This is a genomic window from Shouchella rhizosphaerae, assembly GCF_900142675.1.
Classification (GTDB): domain Bacteria; phylum Bacillota; class Bacilli; order Bacillales; family Bacillaceae_D; genus Shouchella; species Shouchella rhizosphaerae.
Window position 1 is genome coordinate 34,203 of sequence record NZ_FRBS01000002.1, and the last position, 16,956, is coordinate 51,158.

The 16,956-nt window shown below is 43.6% G+C and carries 15 protein-coding genes; 14 read left to right on the forward strand and 1 reads right to left on the reverse strand.

Features of this window, described 5'->3' with window-relative positions; genetic code table 11:
- Positions 1–6 precede the first annotated feature (6 nt).
- From yycF to BUC05_RS06310, 10 genes are all read left to right on the forward strand, one after another.
- The gene (gene yycF, locus BUC05_RS06265) at positions 7–717 is read left to right on the forward strand and encodes a response regulator YycF (protein ID WP_011248932.1); all 711 of its coding nucleotides are present in this window, start codon (positions 7–9) and stop codon (positions 715–717) included.
- Positions 718–2,556, forward strand: coding sequence for a cell wall metabolism sensor histidine kinase WalK (walK, locus tag BUC05_RS06270; protein ID WP_011248931.1), 1,839 nt, complete (start codon positions 718–720; stop codon positions 2,554–2,556).
- Complete coding sequence (locus BUC05_RS06275; RefSeq protein ID WP_073304345.1) at positions 2,553–3,884, forward strand: YycH family regulatory protein; 1,332 nt, start codon at positions 2,553–2,555, stop codon at positions 3,882–3,884. The genes walK and BUC05_RS06275 overlap by 4 nt, the downstream gene beginning before the upstream one ends.
- Positions 3,881–4,777, forward strand: coding sequence for a two-component system regulatory protein YycI (locus BUC05_RS06280; protein WP_011248929.1), 897 nt, complete (start codon positions 3,881–3,883; stop codon positions 4,775–4,777). The genes BUC05_RS06275 and BUC05_RS06280 overlap by 4 nt, the downstream gene beginning before the upstream one ends.
- A gap of 25 nt (positions 4,778–4,802) precedes the next feature.
- Positions 4,803–5,597 carry an MBL fold metallo-hydrolase gene (locus BUC05_RS06285; RefSeq protein ID WP_011248928.1) on the forward strand — a complete coding sequence of 265 codons (795 nt, stop codon included), beginning with the start codon at positions 4,803–4,805 and terminating at the stop codon, positions 5,595–5,597.
- Positions 5,598–5,797: 200 nt separating this feature from the next.
- Complete coding sequence (locus BUC05_RS06290; protein WP_011248927.1) at positions 5,798–7,018, forward strand: S1C family serine protease; 1,221 nt, start codon at positions 5,798–5,800, stop codon at positions 7,016–7,018.
- A 131-nt stretch (positions 7,019–7,149) separates the two neighbouring features.
- Positions 7,150–7,302 carry a CxxH/CxxC protein gene (locus tag BUC05_RS06295; RefSeq protein WP_073304347.1) on the forward strand — a complete coding sequence of 51 codons (153 nt, stop codon included), beginning with the start codon at positions 7,150–7,152 and terminating at the stop codon, positions 7,300–7,302.
- 77 nt (positions 7,303–7,379) lie between these two features.
- On the forward strand, positions 7,380–7,859 hold the full coding sequence (gene rlmH, locus BUC05_RS06300) for a 23S rRNA (pseudouridine(1915)-N(3))-methyltransferase RlmH (RefSeq protein WP_073304349.1): 480 nt from the start codon (positions 7,380–7,382) through the stop codon (positions 7,857–7,859).
- Positions 7,860–8,208: 349 nt separating this feature from the next.
- The gene (locus tag BUC05_RS06305) at positions 8,209–8,667 is read left to right on the forward strand and encodes a hypothetical protein (protein WP_073304351.1); all 459 of its coding nucleotides are present in this window, start codon (positions 8,209–8,211) and stop codon (positions 8,665–8,667) included.
- Positions 8,667–10,274 carry a restriction endonuclease gene (locus BUC05_RS06310; RefSeq protein WP_073304353.1) on the forward strand — a complete coding sequence of 536 codons (1,608 nt, stop codon included), beginning with the start codon at positions 8,667–8,669 and terminating at the stop codon, positions 10,272–10,274. The genes BUC05_RS06305 and BUC05_RS06310 overlap by 1 nt, the downstream gene beginning before the upstream one ends.
- A gap of 26 nt (positions 10,275–10,300) precedes the next feature.
- On the opposite strand, the gene BUC05_RS06315 is transcribed toward BUC05_RS06310, so the two are convergent.
- Entirely contained in the window at positions 10,301–10,723 is a 423-nt protein-coding gene (locus BUC05_RS06315; protein ID WP_073304355.1) for a very short patch repair endonuclease, read from the reverse strand.
- Positions 10,724–11,729: 1,006 nt separating this feature from the next.
- Here BUC05_RS06315 and BUC05_RS06320 point away from each other — a divergent pair.
- From BUC05_RS06320 to BUC05_RS06335, 4 genes are all read left to right on the forward strand, one after another.
- The gene (locus BUC05_RS06320; RefSeq protein ID WP_073304357.1) at positions 11,730–12,893 is read left to right on the forward strand and encodes a DNA cytosine methyltransferase; all 1,164 of its coding nucleotides are present in this window, start codon (positions 11,730–11,732) and stop codon (positions 12,891–12,893) included.
- 1,017 nt (positions 12,894–13,910) lie between these two features.
- Positions 13,911–15,248: a four-carbon acid sugar kinase family protein gene (locus tag BUC05_RS06325; protein WP_073304358.1), complete on the forward strand. Its 1,338-nt coding sequence runs from the start codon at positions 13,911–13,913 to the stop codon at positions 15,246–15,248.
- A 21-nt stretch (positions 15,249–15,269) separates the two neighbouring features.
- Positions 15,270–15,890: a GntR family transcriptional regulator gene (locus tag BUC05_RS06330; RefSeq protein ID WP_063608881.1), complete on the forward strand. Its 621-nt coding sequence runs from the start codon at positions 15,270–15,272 to the stop codon at positions 15,888–15,890.
- A 30-nt stretch (positions 15,891–15,920) separates the two neighbouring features.
- A complete protein-coding gene (locus tag BUC05_RS06335) occupies positions 15,921–16,955 on the forward strand; it encodes a zinc-dependent alcohol dehydrogenase (RefSeq protein ID WP_073304359.1) in 1,035 nt (344 codons plus the stop codon).
- The last annotated feature ends 1 nt before the right edge of the window (position 16,956 follow it).

The following is a 16,956-nucleotide window of genomic DNA, read 5'->3' on the forward strand; positions in this document are numbered from 1 at the left end:
ATGAGGATGGACAAACATATTCTCGTGGTAGATGATGAAAAGTCGATTGCTGATATATTGAAATTTAACTTGGAGAAGGAAGGCTTTGATGTTACCTGTGCGTATGATGGGAACGAAGCATTAGAGCGCGTCAAGGAACGGAAGCCTGATTTAATGCTCCTTGATATTATGCTCCCTTATAAAGATGGCATGGAAGTTTGCCGTGAAGTAAGGAAGCAATACGATTTGCCGATTATCATGTTAACGGCAAAAGACTCGGAAATTGATAAAGTGCTTGGCCTTGAGCTTGGCGCTGATGACTATGTCATCAAGCCGTTTAGCACGCGGGAACTGTTGGCACGTGTAAAGGCAAACTTGCGGCGCCAACAAGTCGCTGCTGACGATGCGCCAACCACGCAAAAAGAAATTACAATTGGCGAGCTATCGATTCTTCCTGAAGCGTATCAAGTAAAAAAACGGGGCGAGCCAGTTGATTTAACGCACCGGGAATTTGAATTGATCCATTATCTCGGCAAGCATTTAGGCCAAGTAATGACGCGGGAGCATTTGCTGCAAGCGGTGTGGGGCTATGATTATTTTGGCGATGTGCGCACGGTAGACGTAACGGTGCGGCGCTTGCGTGAAAAAGTGGAAGACAACCCAAGCTATCCAAACTGGATTATGACGAGAAGGGGAGTCGGCTACTTCTTGTCGGCGCCAGAGGGCGAGCAACGGTAAATGGAACGCAATGTCGGGTTTTTTAAATCCATTCGCTTTAAACTGATTATTATTTATGTGCTGTTGATTGTATTGGCGATGCAAATTGTCAGTGTGTACTTTTCCCGGGAACTGGAAAGAAGTTTGCTGGAAAACTATGAAACACTGTTAAATGACCGCTTAAATGTGCTGTCTTTAAGTGTCGGCCAAGAATTGCAAGAAGACCCAGAAGAACGGGACCTTGATACGCTTGTACGCAACGCTTTTCCGCAAAACGATGAGAATACACGCAAAGGGAAAGCACAAGTGATTGGCTATAATAGCGTTGTGCTGGCAAGCTCTTCCGACGAAGACGCCAACATCATTGACCAACAGACTGACCAAACGATTGTGAAGCGCGCCTTAACCGGGACGCCGACGTATGAATTCCAAGAGCGGATCAACCAAGAAGACCAAGAGCGCTACATTATTAAAGCACACCCCGTTCGTTCCAATGAAGATGGCACTGGCGAAATTCTCGGTGCTGTTTACATTGAAGCGTCAATTGAAGGGGTCAGCAAGCAAGCACAAGCGATCAACCGCATTTTTATATCGGCGACAGGCATTGCAATGGTGGTAACGTTCTTGGTGATCATACTACTGGCCCGAACGATCACGATGCCGATTCTTGACATGCGTCGGCAAGCGCTCCGCATGAGCCATGGCGATTTTTCGAGGCAAGTCCGTGTCTACAGTACCGATGAGTTAGGCCAACTTGCCACTGCATTTAACGAGCTGACGAACAGGCTCCATGACACGACGTTAATGAGGGACAGGGAGCAGAAGCGTTTGCGTTCGGTGTTGGCCCACATGACGGATGGCGTGATTGCGACAGACCAAAGTGGCTTGATTATATTAATGAACCGGCGAGCTGAAGAACTGTTAGGCATCCCGTTAAAGCATGTGCTGCGCAGGCCGATTATGAACGTGCTGCGCATGGAAGAGGAAGTGAGCATTTTTGAGCTCTACGAAAGGAACGAGCCATTGCTCCTTGACCTGAGCACAGGCGAAGAGCCGATTATGCTTGAAGTGAACTTTTCAGCGATTCAAGAAGATGAAGGCCCCTTTAATGGCTTGATTGCGGTCCTTCACGATGTAACCGAGAAAGAGAAAATTGAAAATGAGCGGCGCGAATTTGTCGCCAATGTGTCACATGAATTGCGGACGCCGCTGACAACGATGAAAAGCTATCTAGAAGCGTTAGCAGACGGGGCGATGCAAGATGAGGACATTGCACCGCGCTTTTTAGAGGTAACGCAAAAGGAAACGGACCGGATGATCCGCCTTGTCAATGATTTGCTCCAGCTGTCCAAAATTGACTCAAACGATTACCGTCTCGACTTGCATTGGGTGGAGCTTGGTGCCTTTTTGCATAGCATTGTCGAACGGTTTGAAATGGTCGTCAAGGACAAAAACATTGATTTTCACCGCCATATTGCGAAACAGCCAACTTATGTCAAAATCGATACCGATAAAATGACTCAAGTGCTGGACAACATCTTATCGAATGCAATTAAATACTCTCCGTCTGGGGGCAATGTGACCATTACCCTCCTCCATCAAGGAAACAAAGCACGGATTAGTATTGCCGATGAAGGGTTAGGCATTCCAGCTGAGTCACAAGATAAGATTTTTGAGCGGTTCTATCGAGTGGACAAAGCTCGGGCGCGGAATGTTGGAGGGACAGGTCTCGGCCTTGCGATTGCGAGCGAGTATGTCCACGCCCATGAAGGCGATATTTGGGTCCATAGTGAATACAATGAAGGCACGACCATTTATATCACGTTGCCTTACTCGACATTCAAAGGAGGAACAATGTGAGGTACGAACAGTTTAAAACTGTCGCGTTAATTGCCTTAATTGGTCTAAGTTTATTTTTCACGTACCAATTGTGGACGTTCCAACCAAATATCGAAGCATTAGAAGATAGCTCCAACGTGCAAACCGAAGAAATGTTTGGCACAGAACGGGACCCAGTTGAGCTGATTGCCCCTGAACAAATCGTGCTGCACAGCTCTGAAGGGACGTATGCACTCGTAAAAAATGGCTCTTCGTATTTTTCTCACGTAGTGGAGCAATTGTTTGCCGAAGGGCAACTGCAATCAATTAACCGCGACTATGAAGACATCTCCGCCGTAAGTGGAATTGAATTGATTTTTCCCGATGCAGTACCGAAAGAATTTGTACTGAAACAATTCGGGATCGAACAAGAAGATTTTCGCTTCAATTTAAATGCCATCGATCGGATGTTTGTCTATGTTAGCCCTTATGACGGCGGGGTCAATATTCAATTTGCCTCATTGGAAAATGAAAGCTTATTTACGGTTGGCTCTGCGATGGATCCTGAGTTCCTTACTGATTTGCTCGAATCGGGAGAGGAAGCAGACATCGAAGAGGCTGTGATCGTGAAGCAGAAGGATGATGACAACAAATTGCTGCAAAACCGGCTGTACGTCAGCACTGAACCGCAAAAAGTAAGAGAAAAGCAGTATGAGCTTGCCCGTCTAGACATAGGGCAAATCAACCAGCGTTTGTTCAGCGGCGCTTCTGATGTCCCCCGGCAAAACCAGCTGGATGGCCAAAATGTCTACACCGATGGGAGCCGGATTGTTACGATTGACCAACGGCTACAGTATTTAAGCTACAGCTATCCGTTTGCAGCAGACGGCATTGATACAAACAACCGCCACATTATTGAGACTGCGGCTGAATTTGTCAATTTAAACGGCGGCTGGACCGATGACTATAAGGCGATCAGTTGGGCGGCCAGGGAAAATAGCGAAACCGTTGATTTCCGGATGATGATTGACGGCATTCCTGTTTTTGGCCGCAGCAACAGCGACAACAAAGACAGGATGAAAATAACCGTCAGCCGCTCAGGCACACAAGTGATCCAATTCGAACGGCCACTCTTTCATTTAGTCGGGGCTCCGCTTCAAGACCCTGAAGTGGAAGTCCCGTCAGGAGAAGCAGCTGTAGAAGCGTTAAAGGCCGCAACGTCGGTCAACTGGGACGATGTCACGGACATCCGGCTTGGCTACAGGGCCGATATGGAGAACAACTCAAATGCCAATTTTGTGCCGACGTGGTATTATGAAAGCCAAAATACGTGGAAAAGAGTCCCGTTTGATGAGGAGTACAAACAATGAATTGGAGTCGGGCCAAATCCATTTTTATTGTCACGTTTTTGCTGTTAAACGTCTTTTTAGGCATACAGTTGCTGGACAAAATTCAACAAGTGCCTGATATTGAGCAATCAAGCGACATCGAAAAGCGGCTTGCCGATAACAACATCTCTCTCCCGTCGAAAGAAATCGACATTGCTGGCGCGAAAGGCGTTGTCCTTGAAGGAAGCTGGACAACCTTTTCAGAAGCAGAGCTAGACGGTCTTACAGGGCAGACGGCGACGTTGTCCCAATCACGGGAACTGATTAAAGCGGCTTTTGACGAACCGATTGACCTATCGGATATTCCTGGAAACGACAACAACAAAGCAGCGGAACAAACCGACTATGCCGCTTTTTTAGCACAGCATATTTTGCATGGGTATGACTATGTGTTTGCAAGGCGAGAAGGATCGTACCTTTATTTTAACCAGCTATATAACCAAAGCGAAACATTCGTTAACGAGGACGCCCCTCTCATTTTAGAACTCGATGAAGACGACAAGGTCATTGGCTACACACAGCGCCATTTCACCTTTGAGGAAAACCCAGATGAACGGAAAATGATTACGTACATGGAAGCAGTCGAAACGCTGCTAAACAACCATTTTATTAAAAGAAACAATAGCATTGTTGAAATTGATTTTGGCTATTATAGCCTAGCGGAACAAACGCCGCGTTTCTTTTCGCCTATGTGGGAAGTGACAGTGAAACGCAACAATGATGAGGAAGACGATGTACGCATTTATTTAGTGAATGCCATTTTAGGCGAACAACATCAGTGGTATCCTGATGAAAACCAAGCGATTGATGGAGAAACGCCTGAATTAGAAGAACCAAGTACAGACGAAATGAACGAAGCGGGCAGCACGCCTTAAAGTGTGGAAATGAGGGGGAAACTAGATGAGTATGCGGTTCAGCGTGCTGGCCAGTGGCAGTACGGGAAACGCGATGTATGTCGAAACGGCATCGCAGCGCCTTTTAATTGATGCCGGACTAACAGGGAAAAAACTGGACGAGCTGTTCCAGAAAATTGACCGCAACCCAAAAGACATTGATGCGCTGCTTGTCACCCATGAACATAGCGACCATATTAAAGGAGTCGGCGTTTTTGCCAGAAAGCATCAAGTGCCGATTTATGCGAACGCAAAAACGTGGAAAGCGATGGAGAAACAGCTCGGGCAGTTGTCTCTTGACCAAAAGTTTGAGTTCGGCCGGGAGACAGTCAAGCAGTTTGGCGACATAGAAGTCGAGTCATTTGGCGTCTCCCACGATGCAGCTGAACCGATGTTTTTTGTCTTCCGCCACGAAGGCAAGAAACTCGTTTTAGCGACCGATATGGGCTATGTGAGCGAACGAATTAAAAAGACCGTTGCAGGCGCCGATACGTACGTGTTTGAGTCCAACCATGATATGAACATGCTCCGTGTCGGCCGCTACCCGTGGAACGTCAAACGCCGGATTTTAAGCGATTTAGGCCATGTGTCCAACGAAGATGCAGCAATGGCGTTGACCGATGTCGTCGAGGACAAACAAGCCAACATCTACTTAGCCCATTTAAGCCTCGACAACAATATGAAAGAATTAGCGCATATGACAGTCAAGCAAGTGTTAGAGCAAGAAGGGCATAAAGTCGGCGAAACGCTGCGTCTATACGATACGGACCCTTATCACCCTACCCCCCTCTCGATCGTTTAAAAAGGGGCGAAAGCGTAAATAAATAGAAAGAACCTACAGTATTCGTTTTTTTATCAAACTTCCGCAACAGTTATCGATAATTGTTAAACGAAGGTCAAAAATCGTTGAAATGCCCGCAAATGCCTAGACCATCAGGCGAACAGGGGTATAATAAAGATACATAGAACGAATACGACTGTTTAGAGGGAAGGGGTATAATCATGGGCTACTATGATGACCAGCAAGAAACGCGCTACCGTGAGCCAAATAAGAGCTCAAAAAAAGTGGCTGGTTTGTCCGCGTTTGGCGGCGCCATCATTGGCGGTGCGCTTGTGTTAATTGCTTCACCCATTATGTCGAGCCTCGGCCTTGGCATAGATGATTCAGCAAGCGAAAACAACAACGCCAACACAGAACCGAATACCGAGCAAAACGCCGAGAATGTTATTAACCTTGACGTCAATTCAGCGGTCACAGACGTTGTAAGCAAAGTATCCGATGCAGTCGTCGGCGTCATTAACATGCAGCAAGCCAATATGTTCGGATCAAATGAAACAGGCGAAACAGGCACAGGATCTGGTGTGGTTTATAAGAAAGAAGGCGACTCGGCATTCATTGTTACCAATAACCATGTCATTGAAGGCGCTTCGGAAATTGAAGTTGCTTTAACCGACGGCACTCGTGTTCCAGCAACACTTGTAGGCCACGATGAACTAACAGACTTAGCTGTCCTCGAAATTGACGGCGAAAACGTCACGACCGTTGCCGAGTTTGGCAATTCCGATGAATTAAGCGTCGGCGAACCAGCCATTGCGATAGGCAACCCACTCGGTCTTGAATTTGCCGGCAGCGTCACACAAGGTATTATTAGCGCGACAGAACGAAGCATCCCCGTCGACTTGAGCGGCAATGGCCAAATTGATTGGAATGCAGAAGTGCTGCAAACAGACGCAGCGATTAATCCCGGGAACAGCGGCGGCGCACTTATTAACATTAACGGCGAAGTTATCGGGATTAACTCGATGAAAATTTCCGGCGGTGCAGAAGGATTAGGCTTTGCGATCCCTTCTTCCATCGTGCAGCCAACCATTAGCGATTTAGAACAATACGGCGAAGTGCGGCGCCCAACACTCGGCATCACATTACGCTCACTCAATGAACTGCCAAGTTCCGCTCTCCAAGGAACGTTGAACTTGCCTGAAGACGTGACAGAGGGAATCGTCGTCGTTGGCGTCCAAAACGGCAGCGCTGCAGCCGATGCAGGCCTGCAAGAACGAGACGTCATCGTCGAAATTGACGGCAAAGCGATTGAAAACCCACAAGACTTGCGCAAACTCTTATACGCTGAACGCTCCATCGGCGACACCATTTCCGTCACACTCTACCGTGACGGCGACAAACAAACAATCGATGTCACCCTTGAAGAACAAAGCGACGTATAAACAAATCCACAGCTCCCGCGAACGACGCGCGGGAGCTGTTTTTTTGCTTTGTGGATTGTGCAAAAGAAGCACTCGCTGTGGATAGCCAAGCCATGCTATAATAGCAAACGACAAAGAAAGGACGGATTCAATTGCTTTACGCCTGCACAGAACATATCGAACTAGTACTAGACGTCGCCGTAGACGAATGGGAAGTCGCACCCAAAATCGAAAAAACTACAGACGACAACGACGCCACATGTAGCTACTGTGGAAACAAAGCCACATACACTGTGGCAAAATAATCAGATATACACACTGTTGATATGTGGATAAGTTATGTGGATAAACTGTTTGCATCTGAAAAAGGAGTTATACACAAGTGAATATCACAATTCTATCCGTCGGCAAACTAAAAGAAAAATACATAAAACAAGGCATCGACGAATACAAAAAACGCCTAAGCGCCTACGCCAAAATCCAAGAAATCGAAGTTCCAGACGAAAAAGCACCCGAACACTTAAGCACCGAAGACATGCGCCTCGTCAAGAAAAAAGAAGGCGAACGCCTCCTCGCCAAAATAAGCGCCGACAGCTACGTCATCGCCCTAGCGATCGAAGGCAACATGAAAACAAGCGAACAGCTCGCAAAAAATATTGAACAGCTCGGCACATATGGAAAAAGCAAAATCGCCTTCGTAATCGGCGGTTCATTAGGATTGTCTAACGACGTGTACGCGCGGGCAGACGAACTGCTATCATTTTCAAAAATGACATTTCCTCACCAACTGATGAAGCTCGTGCTATTTGAGCAACTGTATCGGAGTTTTCGGATTATGAGGGGGGAGCCGTATCATAAGTAGGGGGAAAGGGTGGTCTTTTGTGTCTATTAACTCTTTCGTGAACCCTACAGTTAATCTTTTTTAATCCGTTATCATCGTGGATTTAATTTAACAAGAGCTGAGTTAGTAAGATGTTTGAACTAGGAAATAACAAAAGTAGTTTATTATGTATAGGTTTTATTTCCACAATACTTTTGACGGTCCTTTTACTTTTCCTTTAGTTTTTTTATTATTAAAAACTATATAAATAAATACTACTTACAAAAGAAATTGATAGTGAAAAGCAAGAATGTGATATCATCTTTTAAGGTGATATCGCATTCTTGTTTTCATTTTATTATTTAAATAGCATTACAAATCCAGAAAGGAAGTGATTGTTATAAATAAGAGCCAATTAAAAAAGATTATAAAAAAGGCTCTGATATACCAGGTATTTTCGAATATCGACCAGCTGTTGGAAGAGGCAGATATCAGCCACCGATCGTTAAGTTACGGAACAGGAAGAGCAGAAAACTGGTTTAACGATGCTTACAACAATAATGAAGATATCAGGTTATCTTCATTGACAAAAGTCCTTGCTTATATATCACCTTTTGAAGGCTGCCCGTTAGAGAAGCTCATTTGCAGGAAGTCATTACGGTACGGAGGGCTCCTAAATACGATTTCTGATGAAGAGGAAGAATCAATTACTACATTTCTTCAATCTGACAAGGACCTGCTTCAGGATTTAATTGGTGATTTGGGAGTGATTGAAAGCAAGAAGAAGCTGACAATAGAGGAGTTGCATGTCTTAAAAAACTTAAGAAAAATTAATGAGGTGAATGAATAATGAGCAGTCCAAAGAGAAAAATTTGGTTTATCACCCGTCCCGAACGTGATCCGAAATTCCATATTGATGCCTTAAAAGCTCTTCAAACCGCTACTAATGACTTTAGTGAAATATGGGCGCGCAATCGACAACTTCATAAACGCTATGAAGAGGTTTTGGCTTCTGAGGGGTTAAAGCGTCAGAATGTAAGTGCTGATGGATCCGGAGGGCGCACCTGGGCCGCGATGCTCCGTACTTTTGGGTACGTTTACACTGATGAAATGGGAAGAATGAAACCCGCAAAGGTCGGAGAAGCGCTGTTAGCAGGAAAGAAGATACGTGAAAATGTCTCGAAACAGATATTGACGCTTCAAATTCCCAATGCGTACTTCCTCGAAAGCGGATTTAGACCTAAATTTGAGGACTCATTTAAAATAAGACCCGCCCGCTTCCTGGTCAGACTAACCAATCAAAAAGTACTAGATTATTTTTTAACGAAGGAAGAAATCACTTTTTTTGCACTTCCTGCTCAAAATGACCAAGAGCTTTTCGAAGTGACACGCAAAATCCTTGCTTTTCGCTCTTCATCAGAACAGGAAAAAGCAGATATGAAAAAAGAGATTGCTTTGGAATACGATCATCGAGAGAGATCTGACAAAGGTGCGAGGGATTACGCAGAAGCTCATGGGGATGTAGCACATACTTTTATGATGCTTTGTCACTACACCGGTCTTGTAGATTATATTCGTGGTGACGCTCTGAGAGTGCCAACAGAAAAACAAAAAAATACATCCATAACGCTTGTTGATTTAGAAGCTCGCTATCCCTTTAACAGCCGTTATAAAATTTCTTTAGAGCGGTTTTCGCAAAATGCAGGGCTCGATGTAGACAGTTACAAAGCAAGCCCCTACGGTAACATCTCTCCTGCTACAAATAGTGCAAAAAGCTTACGTAAAGTGCACCAGTTATTGGCGGACTATCCGCTAATCCAAACTATGAATCATAGGGAAATTGCTGCAATCCTAGAGCATCAATTTTCTTCACAAGAAGCTGAGAAGTACGCGAATTTTCTTGTTGAATATGAATATACAACTCTGAACGAGGACTTTGTAGAATCTTACTTGGATGAAAAAGATAACCTGGCTTTTGAAGATAAAAGTGCAGAAGTGTTAAAGGCTATTGGTTTTGAGGTTGTACTTCGTCCGAAGCCACCAAGAGATAATACAAGAACCGAAGTAGAGATTTTGATTCATGTAGATGAAAATAATATATGTTTGATTGATGCGAAAAACTACCGGAAAAAATTTACGCTTTCTGCTTCACTGGCTTCTCACATGGGGTCTGAGTATCTTCCAAATTACGATGGCTTTGACAACAAAAAAGTTCACTCTTTCGGCTATTTAACTGCCAGCAAATGGGGCGGGGAGCGCAACTTAGCCAAAATTACTGAAAAGGCTTCTATCAGCATTCCTGGGAGTGATATTAAAGGTGCCATAATTTCTGCTAATGCTTTGCTTGGCTTTCTTGATTACTGTCTTGAGAATAACATAGGTGTTGAAAAAAGAAAACAGATGTTCATGAAATGTTTTACAAACCGTGGGTACAGCAACGTATCTGAAATGATTTAATTAATTCAAAAAGAACAGGTCCATTGCTATGGACGCTGTTCTTTTGCTTCATCTATAAAAGCAGATAGCTCCTCGGTAACTTTTTCTATATTTTCTTTTACTTCGTGTTCCCAAATCCGCTTAACATGCCAGTCTTTCTCTTTGTAATACTTGTTTACTTTGGTGTCGCGTTCTTTGTTTTTTTGTATTTTATTCCCCCAGTATTCTTTGTTACTTTTAGGCATATTGCCGTGCTGTTCACATCCGTGCCAAAAGCAGGAATCAATAAAAATCACAATCTTATATTTCTTTATGGAAATATCAGGCTTTCCCAAAAGCGTCCGGTCATTTTTGCGGAAACGGTATCCTTCTTTCCATAAACGTTTTGAAACCTTATTTTCTAGTTTTGATTGAGAGCGAATGGCCTTCATATTTTTTCTCCGCTGTTCCTGAGTAAGATTGTCTGCCACGTGATCTCCTCCTTTTAGATTTATCCTATACCCTTTTATTTATAAGAAAATAACTATAATATGGTGCAACACCTAAAAAAAGACAGCTCACTAGAAACCCCGTTTAAGATGTTTGTACTCCTATAAACCATCAAGGAGGCAACATGATTTGCTACTCCACCATCTTACTACATTTGATTACGAACGTATTAAAATCATAATTTATCTTGGGAGTACCTTCGTCAGATAGGTTAGAGTTTGAGGATGTCTCCCTAGAATTTCTCGGAACATTGGACAAAATATGAACGGAAAGATCTTTTTTATTGGAATAATATGGATAAATGGCTCAAGTAAGAATATCGAAACCATGACCTCCTATAGAAAAAATTTGCGGACGATGTTCCTAGTTACGCTTCCTTTTCAGGGCTTAATCTTTGATACATCTATCAGGTAGGGGCTTCAAAAGAGCTGAAAATGAGAAATATTAATCAGTTATAATCGGACCATGGGAAAAGAAAAGGCTTCCTAGCGATCTTGATGACCTCCAAAAGGTTGGGTATTGTACCATCGCCATGCCAGGTTAAACGGCCGCGTTTGTGGAAAAGTCTTCCAAAATCTAGGGACGTCTGTGCCTAATAACTTGATTTAAACAGTCAACGTAGACCCCGTGAAAAAAGCTAGCTTGTTATGTTGTGATTGAAGCAATAAGAGCTTTGCGGATCCTTCTTTATCATGGGAACGAAGCAATAAAAAGATGGAAAGGGTCTCCTGTAAGAGTTACAGCCTGATTAAACTGAGTTTGCTGGTATAGACCAATTGAATTAGTAGGACCGTTCTCTTGAACTATTAGAAAATGTTTATAATGGAGAGCAATACATGAGGCATTTACCCGCGTACTGTTACTCTTAATTAAAAAAAATCCGCATTAAAAGCTGCCCATTTTTCATAAAAAGTGATAGAATTATACTTGCATATAGGTAAGCAAGAACTAATGTTCTTATTAATGAATAAAGGAGAGTGAGACATCGTGATATTTAAAAAAGGTGAGCTGTTTAACGGTCCTGGGGGATTAGGTTTAGCAGCAAAAAACGCTTGTGTTATACATCCGGATACAGGAGAGGAATATCGAATTTCTCATGTTTGGTCTAACGATTTTGATTCAGATGCTTGTGCAACATACCGGCTAAACGTTTGTGAAGATCCTGAGGATCCGTCTGTTCACTGCGGACCAGTTGAACAGCTTCCCATAGGGGACAAATCAGTATTGGGAGATATCGATTGTTTCGCATTTGGGTTTCCCTGCAACGATTACAGCCAGGTAGGCGAAAAGCATGGCTTAAACGGTACATACGGCCCTTTGTATTCTTACGGGGTTAAAGTACTGAAGAATTATCAGCCGAAATTTTTTGTGGCTGAAAATGTCGGCGGCCTTCAGAGTGCCAATGAAGGAAAAGCTTTTATTCAAATCCTTACAGAACTTGAGGATTGTGGCTATAAATTGACGCCTCATTTATATAAGTTCGAACAGTACGGAGTCCCTCAGGCAAGACATAGAATTATTATTGTCGGGATACGAAATGATCATTATAAAGATGGTATTGAATTTAGGGTGCCGGCACCTACTACGCCAGACCACTTTAAAACGTCAAAAGATGCAATAATGAATCCGCCAATTCCTGACTTTGCTCCTAATCACGAGCTCCCTAAGCACACAACAAAAGTAAAGAAGATGCTGTCTCAGATCCCTGAAGGGGAAAATGCCTGGTATCCGGGAATTGATGAGAACCTCAGATTGAATGTGAAAGGAGCAAGGCTGAGCTCTATATATAAGCGTCTTGATTCCAAGCGTCCGGCTTATACCGTTACCGGAAGCGGTGGCGGGGGGACCCATATGTATCACTGGGAAGAAAACCGGGCATTAACAAATAGAGAGCGCGCCCGGTTGCAGACGTTTCCTGATGACTTCAGATTTGAAGGAAGTAAAGAATCTGTTAGAAAACAAATCGGTATGGCCGTTCCGCCGGCTGGTGCAAAGATTGTGTTTGAGGCTATTCTTAAAACTTTTGCAGGTATTGAATACGAATTTGTACAGCCAGCACCAAAACTTCAGTTGGAAAATCTTAGGGGTAAAAAGGAAATTACTATTAATGAGGTAGAAATTCCAACGAAGAAAGCAGCCATTTTAAAATAGCTTAAAAACAATACCTATAGTCAGACTGACCACTATTTTTTTAAGACAGAGATCAACACTTCTTTATACAGCCAATTACCGGTAGTTTACCAGTGATTGGTTGTTTAGTTTTTTTCTAAATACTATGTTGTTATAATAAATGTATTCTTCAACAGTGAGTTACAAGGTGGTCGTCTCTTTAAGGACATGCTCGGTAACGCCTAGATAGCAATTTAATTCAAGAAGTTATCGACAAACTTAAATCTAATCTCATTCTAGTGCTACAGTTAATAATTATGCTAGGAAGATACAGAGACTATTTGACGGAGAATAAGAATTTTAGCTGTCCTTCTCTGTAATCATGACGTTGCTATGCAATCGGCTATCTTTCTTGTGTCATTCAGAGATAGAACAGCTCCTTTTTTGTATTTAAAATTTGGACACTATCTTTTCCGTGACATCCCTTTATAGAATTGTAATTAAACTAAGCGTATATGGCCTAACGGCTCATACACGCTTAATTTTTTTGGGTTATTCAATTAATGTTAACCCAACCTACCTCCTCCCAAACTTGAATACCTCCAAACAAAGCATTGAGAATACGACTGAAGTAAGCACCAAGAAGGAAATAATCGCTCCTATCAAACTTTTTTCCACATACTTTGAAAGAAGATACAAAGTAACACTAGCTACAGCAAAATAGATAACATACCTGAAGTACTTCAATTGTTTATATCCATCCCCTCGTTACTTAAAACCAATTGCGTCTATTGTTTGCTAGGAATTTGAAGGCGACAACACGCTACATTAGCATGCTTTCCTCTCTCTTGTGAATTATATAATATCGCCAAACGAACAGGACCACTTTTTGTACTTGCATTTTTCTTTTTATGATGCCAAATGATTGCCAAGAAGTAACACTAGTAATCTTTCCTCCTCCCTCCCCCCAACTTCCATATTGACAAATCTGTGAACTGTTGTTAAGCTCCAAATAGATTCAACTTAGATCTAAGTTAGATTCATGGTGGTGAAAAAAGAATGAATCGGTTGTTGTTAGGCTTTTATGGAGATGATTTCACGGGTTCGACGGATGCAATGGAAGCGCTTGATCAGTATGGGTTGAAGACGATTCTTTTTTTAAGGATACCGGATCAAGGTATGCTTAAGCGCTTTGATGATGTGGATTGTATTGGTGTGGCGGGAACGGCGCGAGCGAAGGGGAAAGCGGGGATGAAGGAAGAGCTAGAGCCTGTTTTTTCTTTCTTGCATGATCTCAATCCTTCTTTTGTCCATTATAAAGTGTGCTCGACGTTTGATTCTTCGCCTGAAACAGGAAGTATTGGGTTTGCGAGTGATTTGGCGAGACGCTATTTTGAGAAAGGCAGCTATCCTTTGCTAGTGGCGGCACCGAACTTAGGTAGGTATACGGTGTTTGGGCATCATTTTGCCGCGTTTAAAGATGAAGTGTTCCGATTGGATACACATCCGGTCATGGCTAGGCATCCTGTTACGCCAATGGATGAAGCGGATTTGGCGAAGCATTTGCAGAAGCAGACAAAGCAAAAAATTGCAAACGTTACCATTCTTGATTTGGAGGCAAAGTCTGCGTCGGAGATTGTGAAAGATGAGTTGGAAGCGGGTCTTATCGTTTATGATGCGCTCAATCGTGGCCATATGGAAAAGGTTTCTGAAGTGCTATGGGAAAAAAGGGGCGAACGAGCTCAGTTTGTTGTCGGGTCTTCAGGTGTGGAGTATGCGCTTGGTGAGGCGATGAAGCGCGAAAGGCCGATTGAACGGACAGACAGAGTGAAGAAGCCGAGTCAAGCGGAGCGAATTTTTGCCGTTTCTGGCAGCGTGTCAGATGTAACGAAAAGCCAATTGCTTGCTGCTGAAGCTGCAGGGTTCCACGCTATTCAAATTCCTGTGGAGCTGTTTACAGATGAAGCGAAGGCAGAAGCGTTTTTAGCGGACGTTGCAGCGATGATTGCTGCGAAGCAAAAGGTGGTTATTTATACCGCTAAAGGGGCTGATGACCCGGTTATTGTGGAAACAAGGAAGCATTTGAGCGAAAGTGGTGTAGCGAAAGACGAGATCGGCATTTTTATCGGTGAAAAGCTCGGTGCGTGGACGAAATCGATTTTAGATCGTGTCGATGTCCGACGGGTGATTATTTCCGGTGGTGACACTTCTGGTTTTGTTACATCGAATCTCGACATTTATGGGTTGGAAGTATTGGATTCTGTTGCGCCAGGGGCTCCTTTATGTTTAGCATATTCTGAGAGCGAGAAATTTGATGGGCTGGAAATCGCCTTAAAAAGCGGTCAGCTTGGCGGTGAGCATTTTTTTGAAAACGTTTATCGATCTGGCTCTAAATAAACTAAAGGAATGAACGTGGACATGTTATTGAAAGATGTTGCTTATGAAAAAATTAAAGAAAAAATTTTAGAAGAGCATTACGAACCTGGCCAGTTTTTATCGGAGCGAACGTTAATCGATGAGCTCGGCATGAGCAAAACGCCGATTAAAAATGCATTGGTGCGGCTGGAATCGGAAGGGTTTGTGACCGTTTCTTCTAAGCAAGGCATCATCGTTGTCGATATATCGATCGAACGGATCAATGATATTTACAATTTGCGGATTGCGTTAGAGACGTTTAATTGCCAGGAAATTTATAAGCGCATAACAGATGACCAAATTAACGAGTTAGAAGAGAATGTCGAAGCAACGAAAGTGGCTGCGGCTAATAAAGATGTGAAGGCATTTGCCACTTTGGATCATGAGTTTCATTTAGCGATAAGCGAGTTTGCTGGAAACAGTGAGATCACGAAAATTTTATTAAATTATCAGGACCATTTGCGGAGAATTACGCTCCGGCATTTACGGAAAGACCCTGAGCGAGTCAAAAAATTCTATACGGAGCATGTCGACATTTTAAATGCATTGAAAACCAAAAATGACAACTGCTCTGATTTGATGAAAAAGCACTTGTACGAATCAAAGATGATGTATTTTCAATGATTGGTTGGTGCAATAAGGAGAGAAACGACGATGAAAGCTGTTTTTGTAGACGATGCAGAAAAAATTAACATCAAAGAAATCGACATACCGGTCGTGAAGGACAATGACGTGCTCATTAAAGTGGCCGTGGCCGGTATTTGTGGATCGGACATTCATACGTATAAAGGATTGCACCCGTTTCGAAAACCGCCTGTCGTCATTGGTCATGAAGTGGCTGGCGAAGTTGTGAGCGTTGGCAAAGCGGTAAAACGTGTTCAAGTTGGAGACCGGGTAACGGTTGAACCGCAAATTGGCACGGGAGAGAGCGAAGGCGTGATGACAGGCCAGGCGAACTTGTCCGATAAGCGTTTGGCTCCGGGCATGGGCGATTGGCTTGGGACAATGGCTGAATACTTCGTCTCTCCTGAGGCGCAAGTGATTAAGCTGCCCGATACGGTCAGTTATGAAAAAGGGGTGTTAGTTGAGCCGTTGGCGGTTGGTGTCCATGCTGCACGTAAAGGGGATATCCAACCAGGGGACCGTGTCGCGATTTTAGGTGCTGGACCGATTGGCTTGTTGACGCTTATAGCGGTAAAAGCGAAAGGCGCCTCACACGTTGTGGTGACCGATGTGTTAGACTACTCCCTTGATGTTGCCAAACAAATGGGGGCAACGGCCGCGATTAATATAAAGGGCAAGCCGGATTGGATTGAGGAAGCAAAGAGTCAAGTCGGCCGGTCATTCGATAAAGTGCTAATTACCGCTGGCGTGCCAGGCATCGTTAATGATTCATTAAACTTACTAAAAAAAGGGGGACGTGCTGTAACGGTCGCGATGTTTCATGGCCAACAAGATTTTGATGTGGAACAACTACAGCAAAATGAAAAAGAAATTGTTGGCTGCATGACGTACAATCGTCCCGATACGGAAGAAGCGTTGGATATCATCGCCAAAGGTGCGCTTCCAGTTGAAAAAGTGATTTCTCATCAATTGTCTTACGAACAGGCTGGCAAAGGGTTTGAAATGGTCGATAAAAAGCAAGACAACTCTGTAAAAGTGATTGTTTCATTTGAACAGGAGGGCTAAA

Excerpts from the sequence above, each read along its gene's own strand:
- BUC05_RS06310 (WP_073304353.1), top strand. The coding sequence starts at position 8,667 with ATGAGCAGTCCAAAGAGAAAAATTTGGTTTATCACCCGTCCCGAACGT.
- BUC05_RS06290 (WP_011248927.1), top strand. The coding sequence starts at position 5,798 with ATGGGCTACTATGATGACCAGCAAGAAACGCGCTACCGTGAGCCAAAT.
- BUC05_RS06330 (WP_063608881.1), top strand. The coding sequence starts at position 15,270 with ATGTTATTGAAAGATGTTGCTTATGAAAAAATTAAAGAAAAAATTTTA.
- yycF (WP_011248932.1), top strand. The coding sequence starts at position 7 with ATGGACAAACATATTCTCGTGGTAGATGATGAAAAGTCGATTGCTGAT.
- BUC05_RS06325 (WP_073304358.1), top strand. The coding sequence starts at position 13,911 with ATGAATCGGTTGTTGTTAGGCTTTTATGGAGATGATTTCACGGGTTCG.
- BUC05_RS06335 (WP_073304359.1), top strand. The coding sequence starts at position 15,921 with ATGAAAGCTGTTTTTGTAGACGATGCAGAAAAAATTAACATCAAAGAA.
- walK (WP_011248931.1), top strand. The coding sequence starts at position 718 with ATGGAACGCAATGTCGGGTTTTTTAAATCCATTCGCTTTAAACTGATT.
- BUC05_RS06280 (WP_011248929.1), top strand. The coding sequence starts at position 3,881 with ATGAATTGGAGTCGGGCCAAATCCATTTTTATTGTCACGTTTTTGCTG.
- BUC05_RS06285 (WP_011248928.1), top strand. The coding sequence starts at position 4,803 with ATGAGTATGCGGTTCAGCGTGCTGGCCAGTGGCAGTACGGGAAACGCG.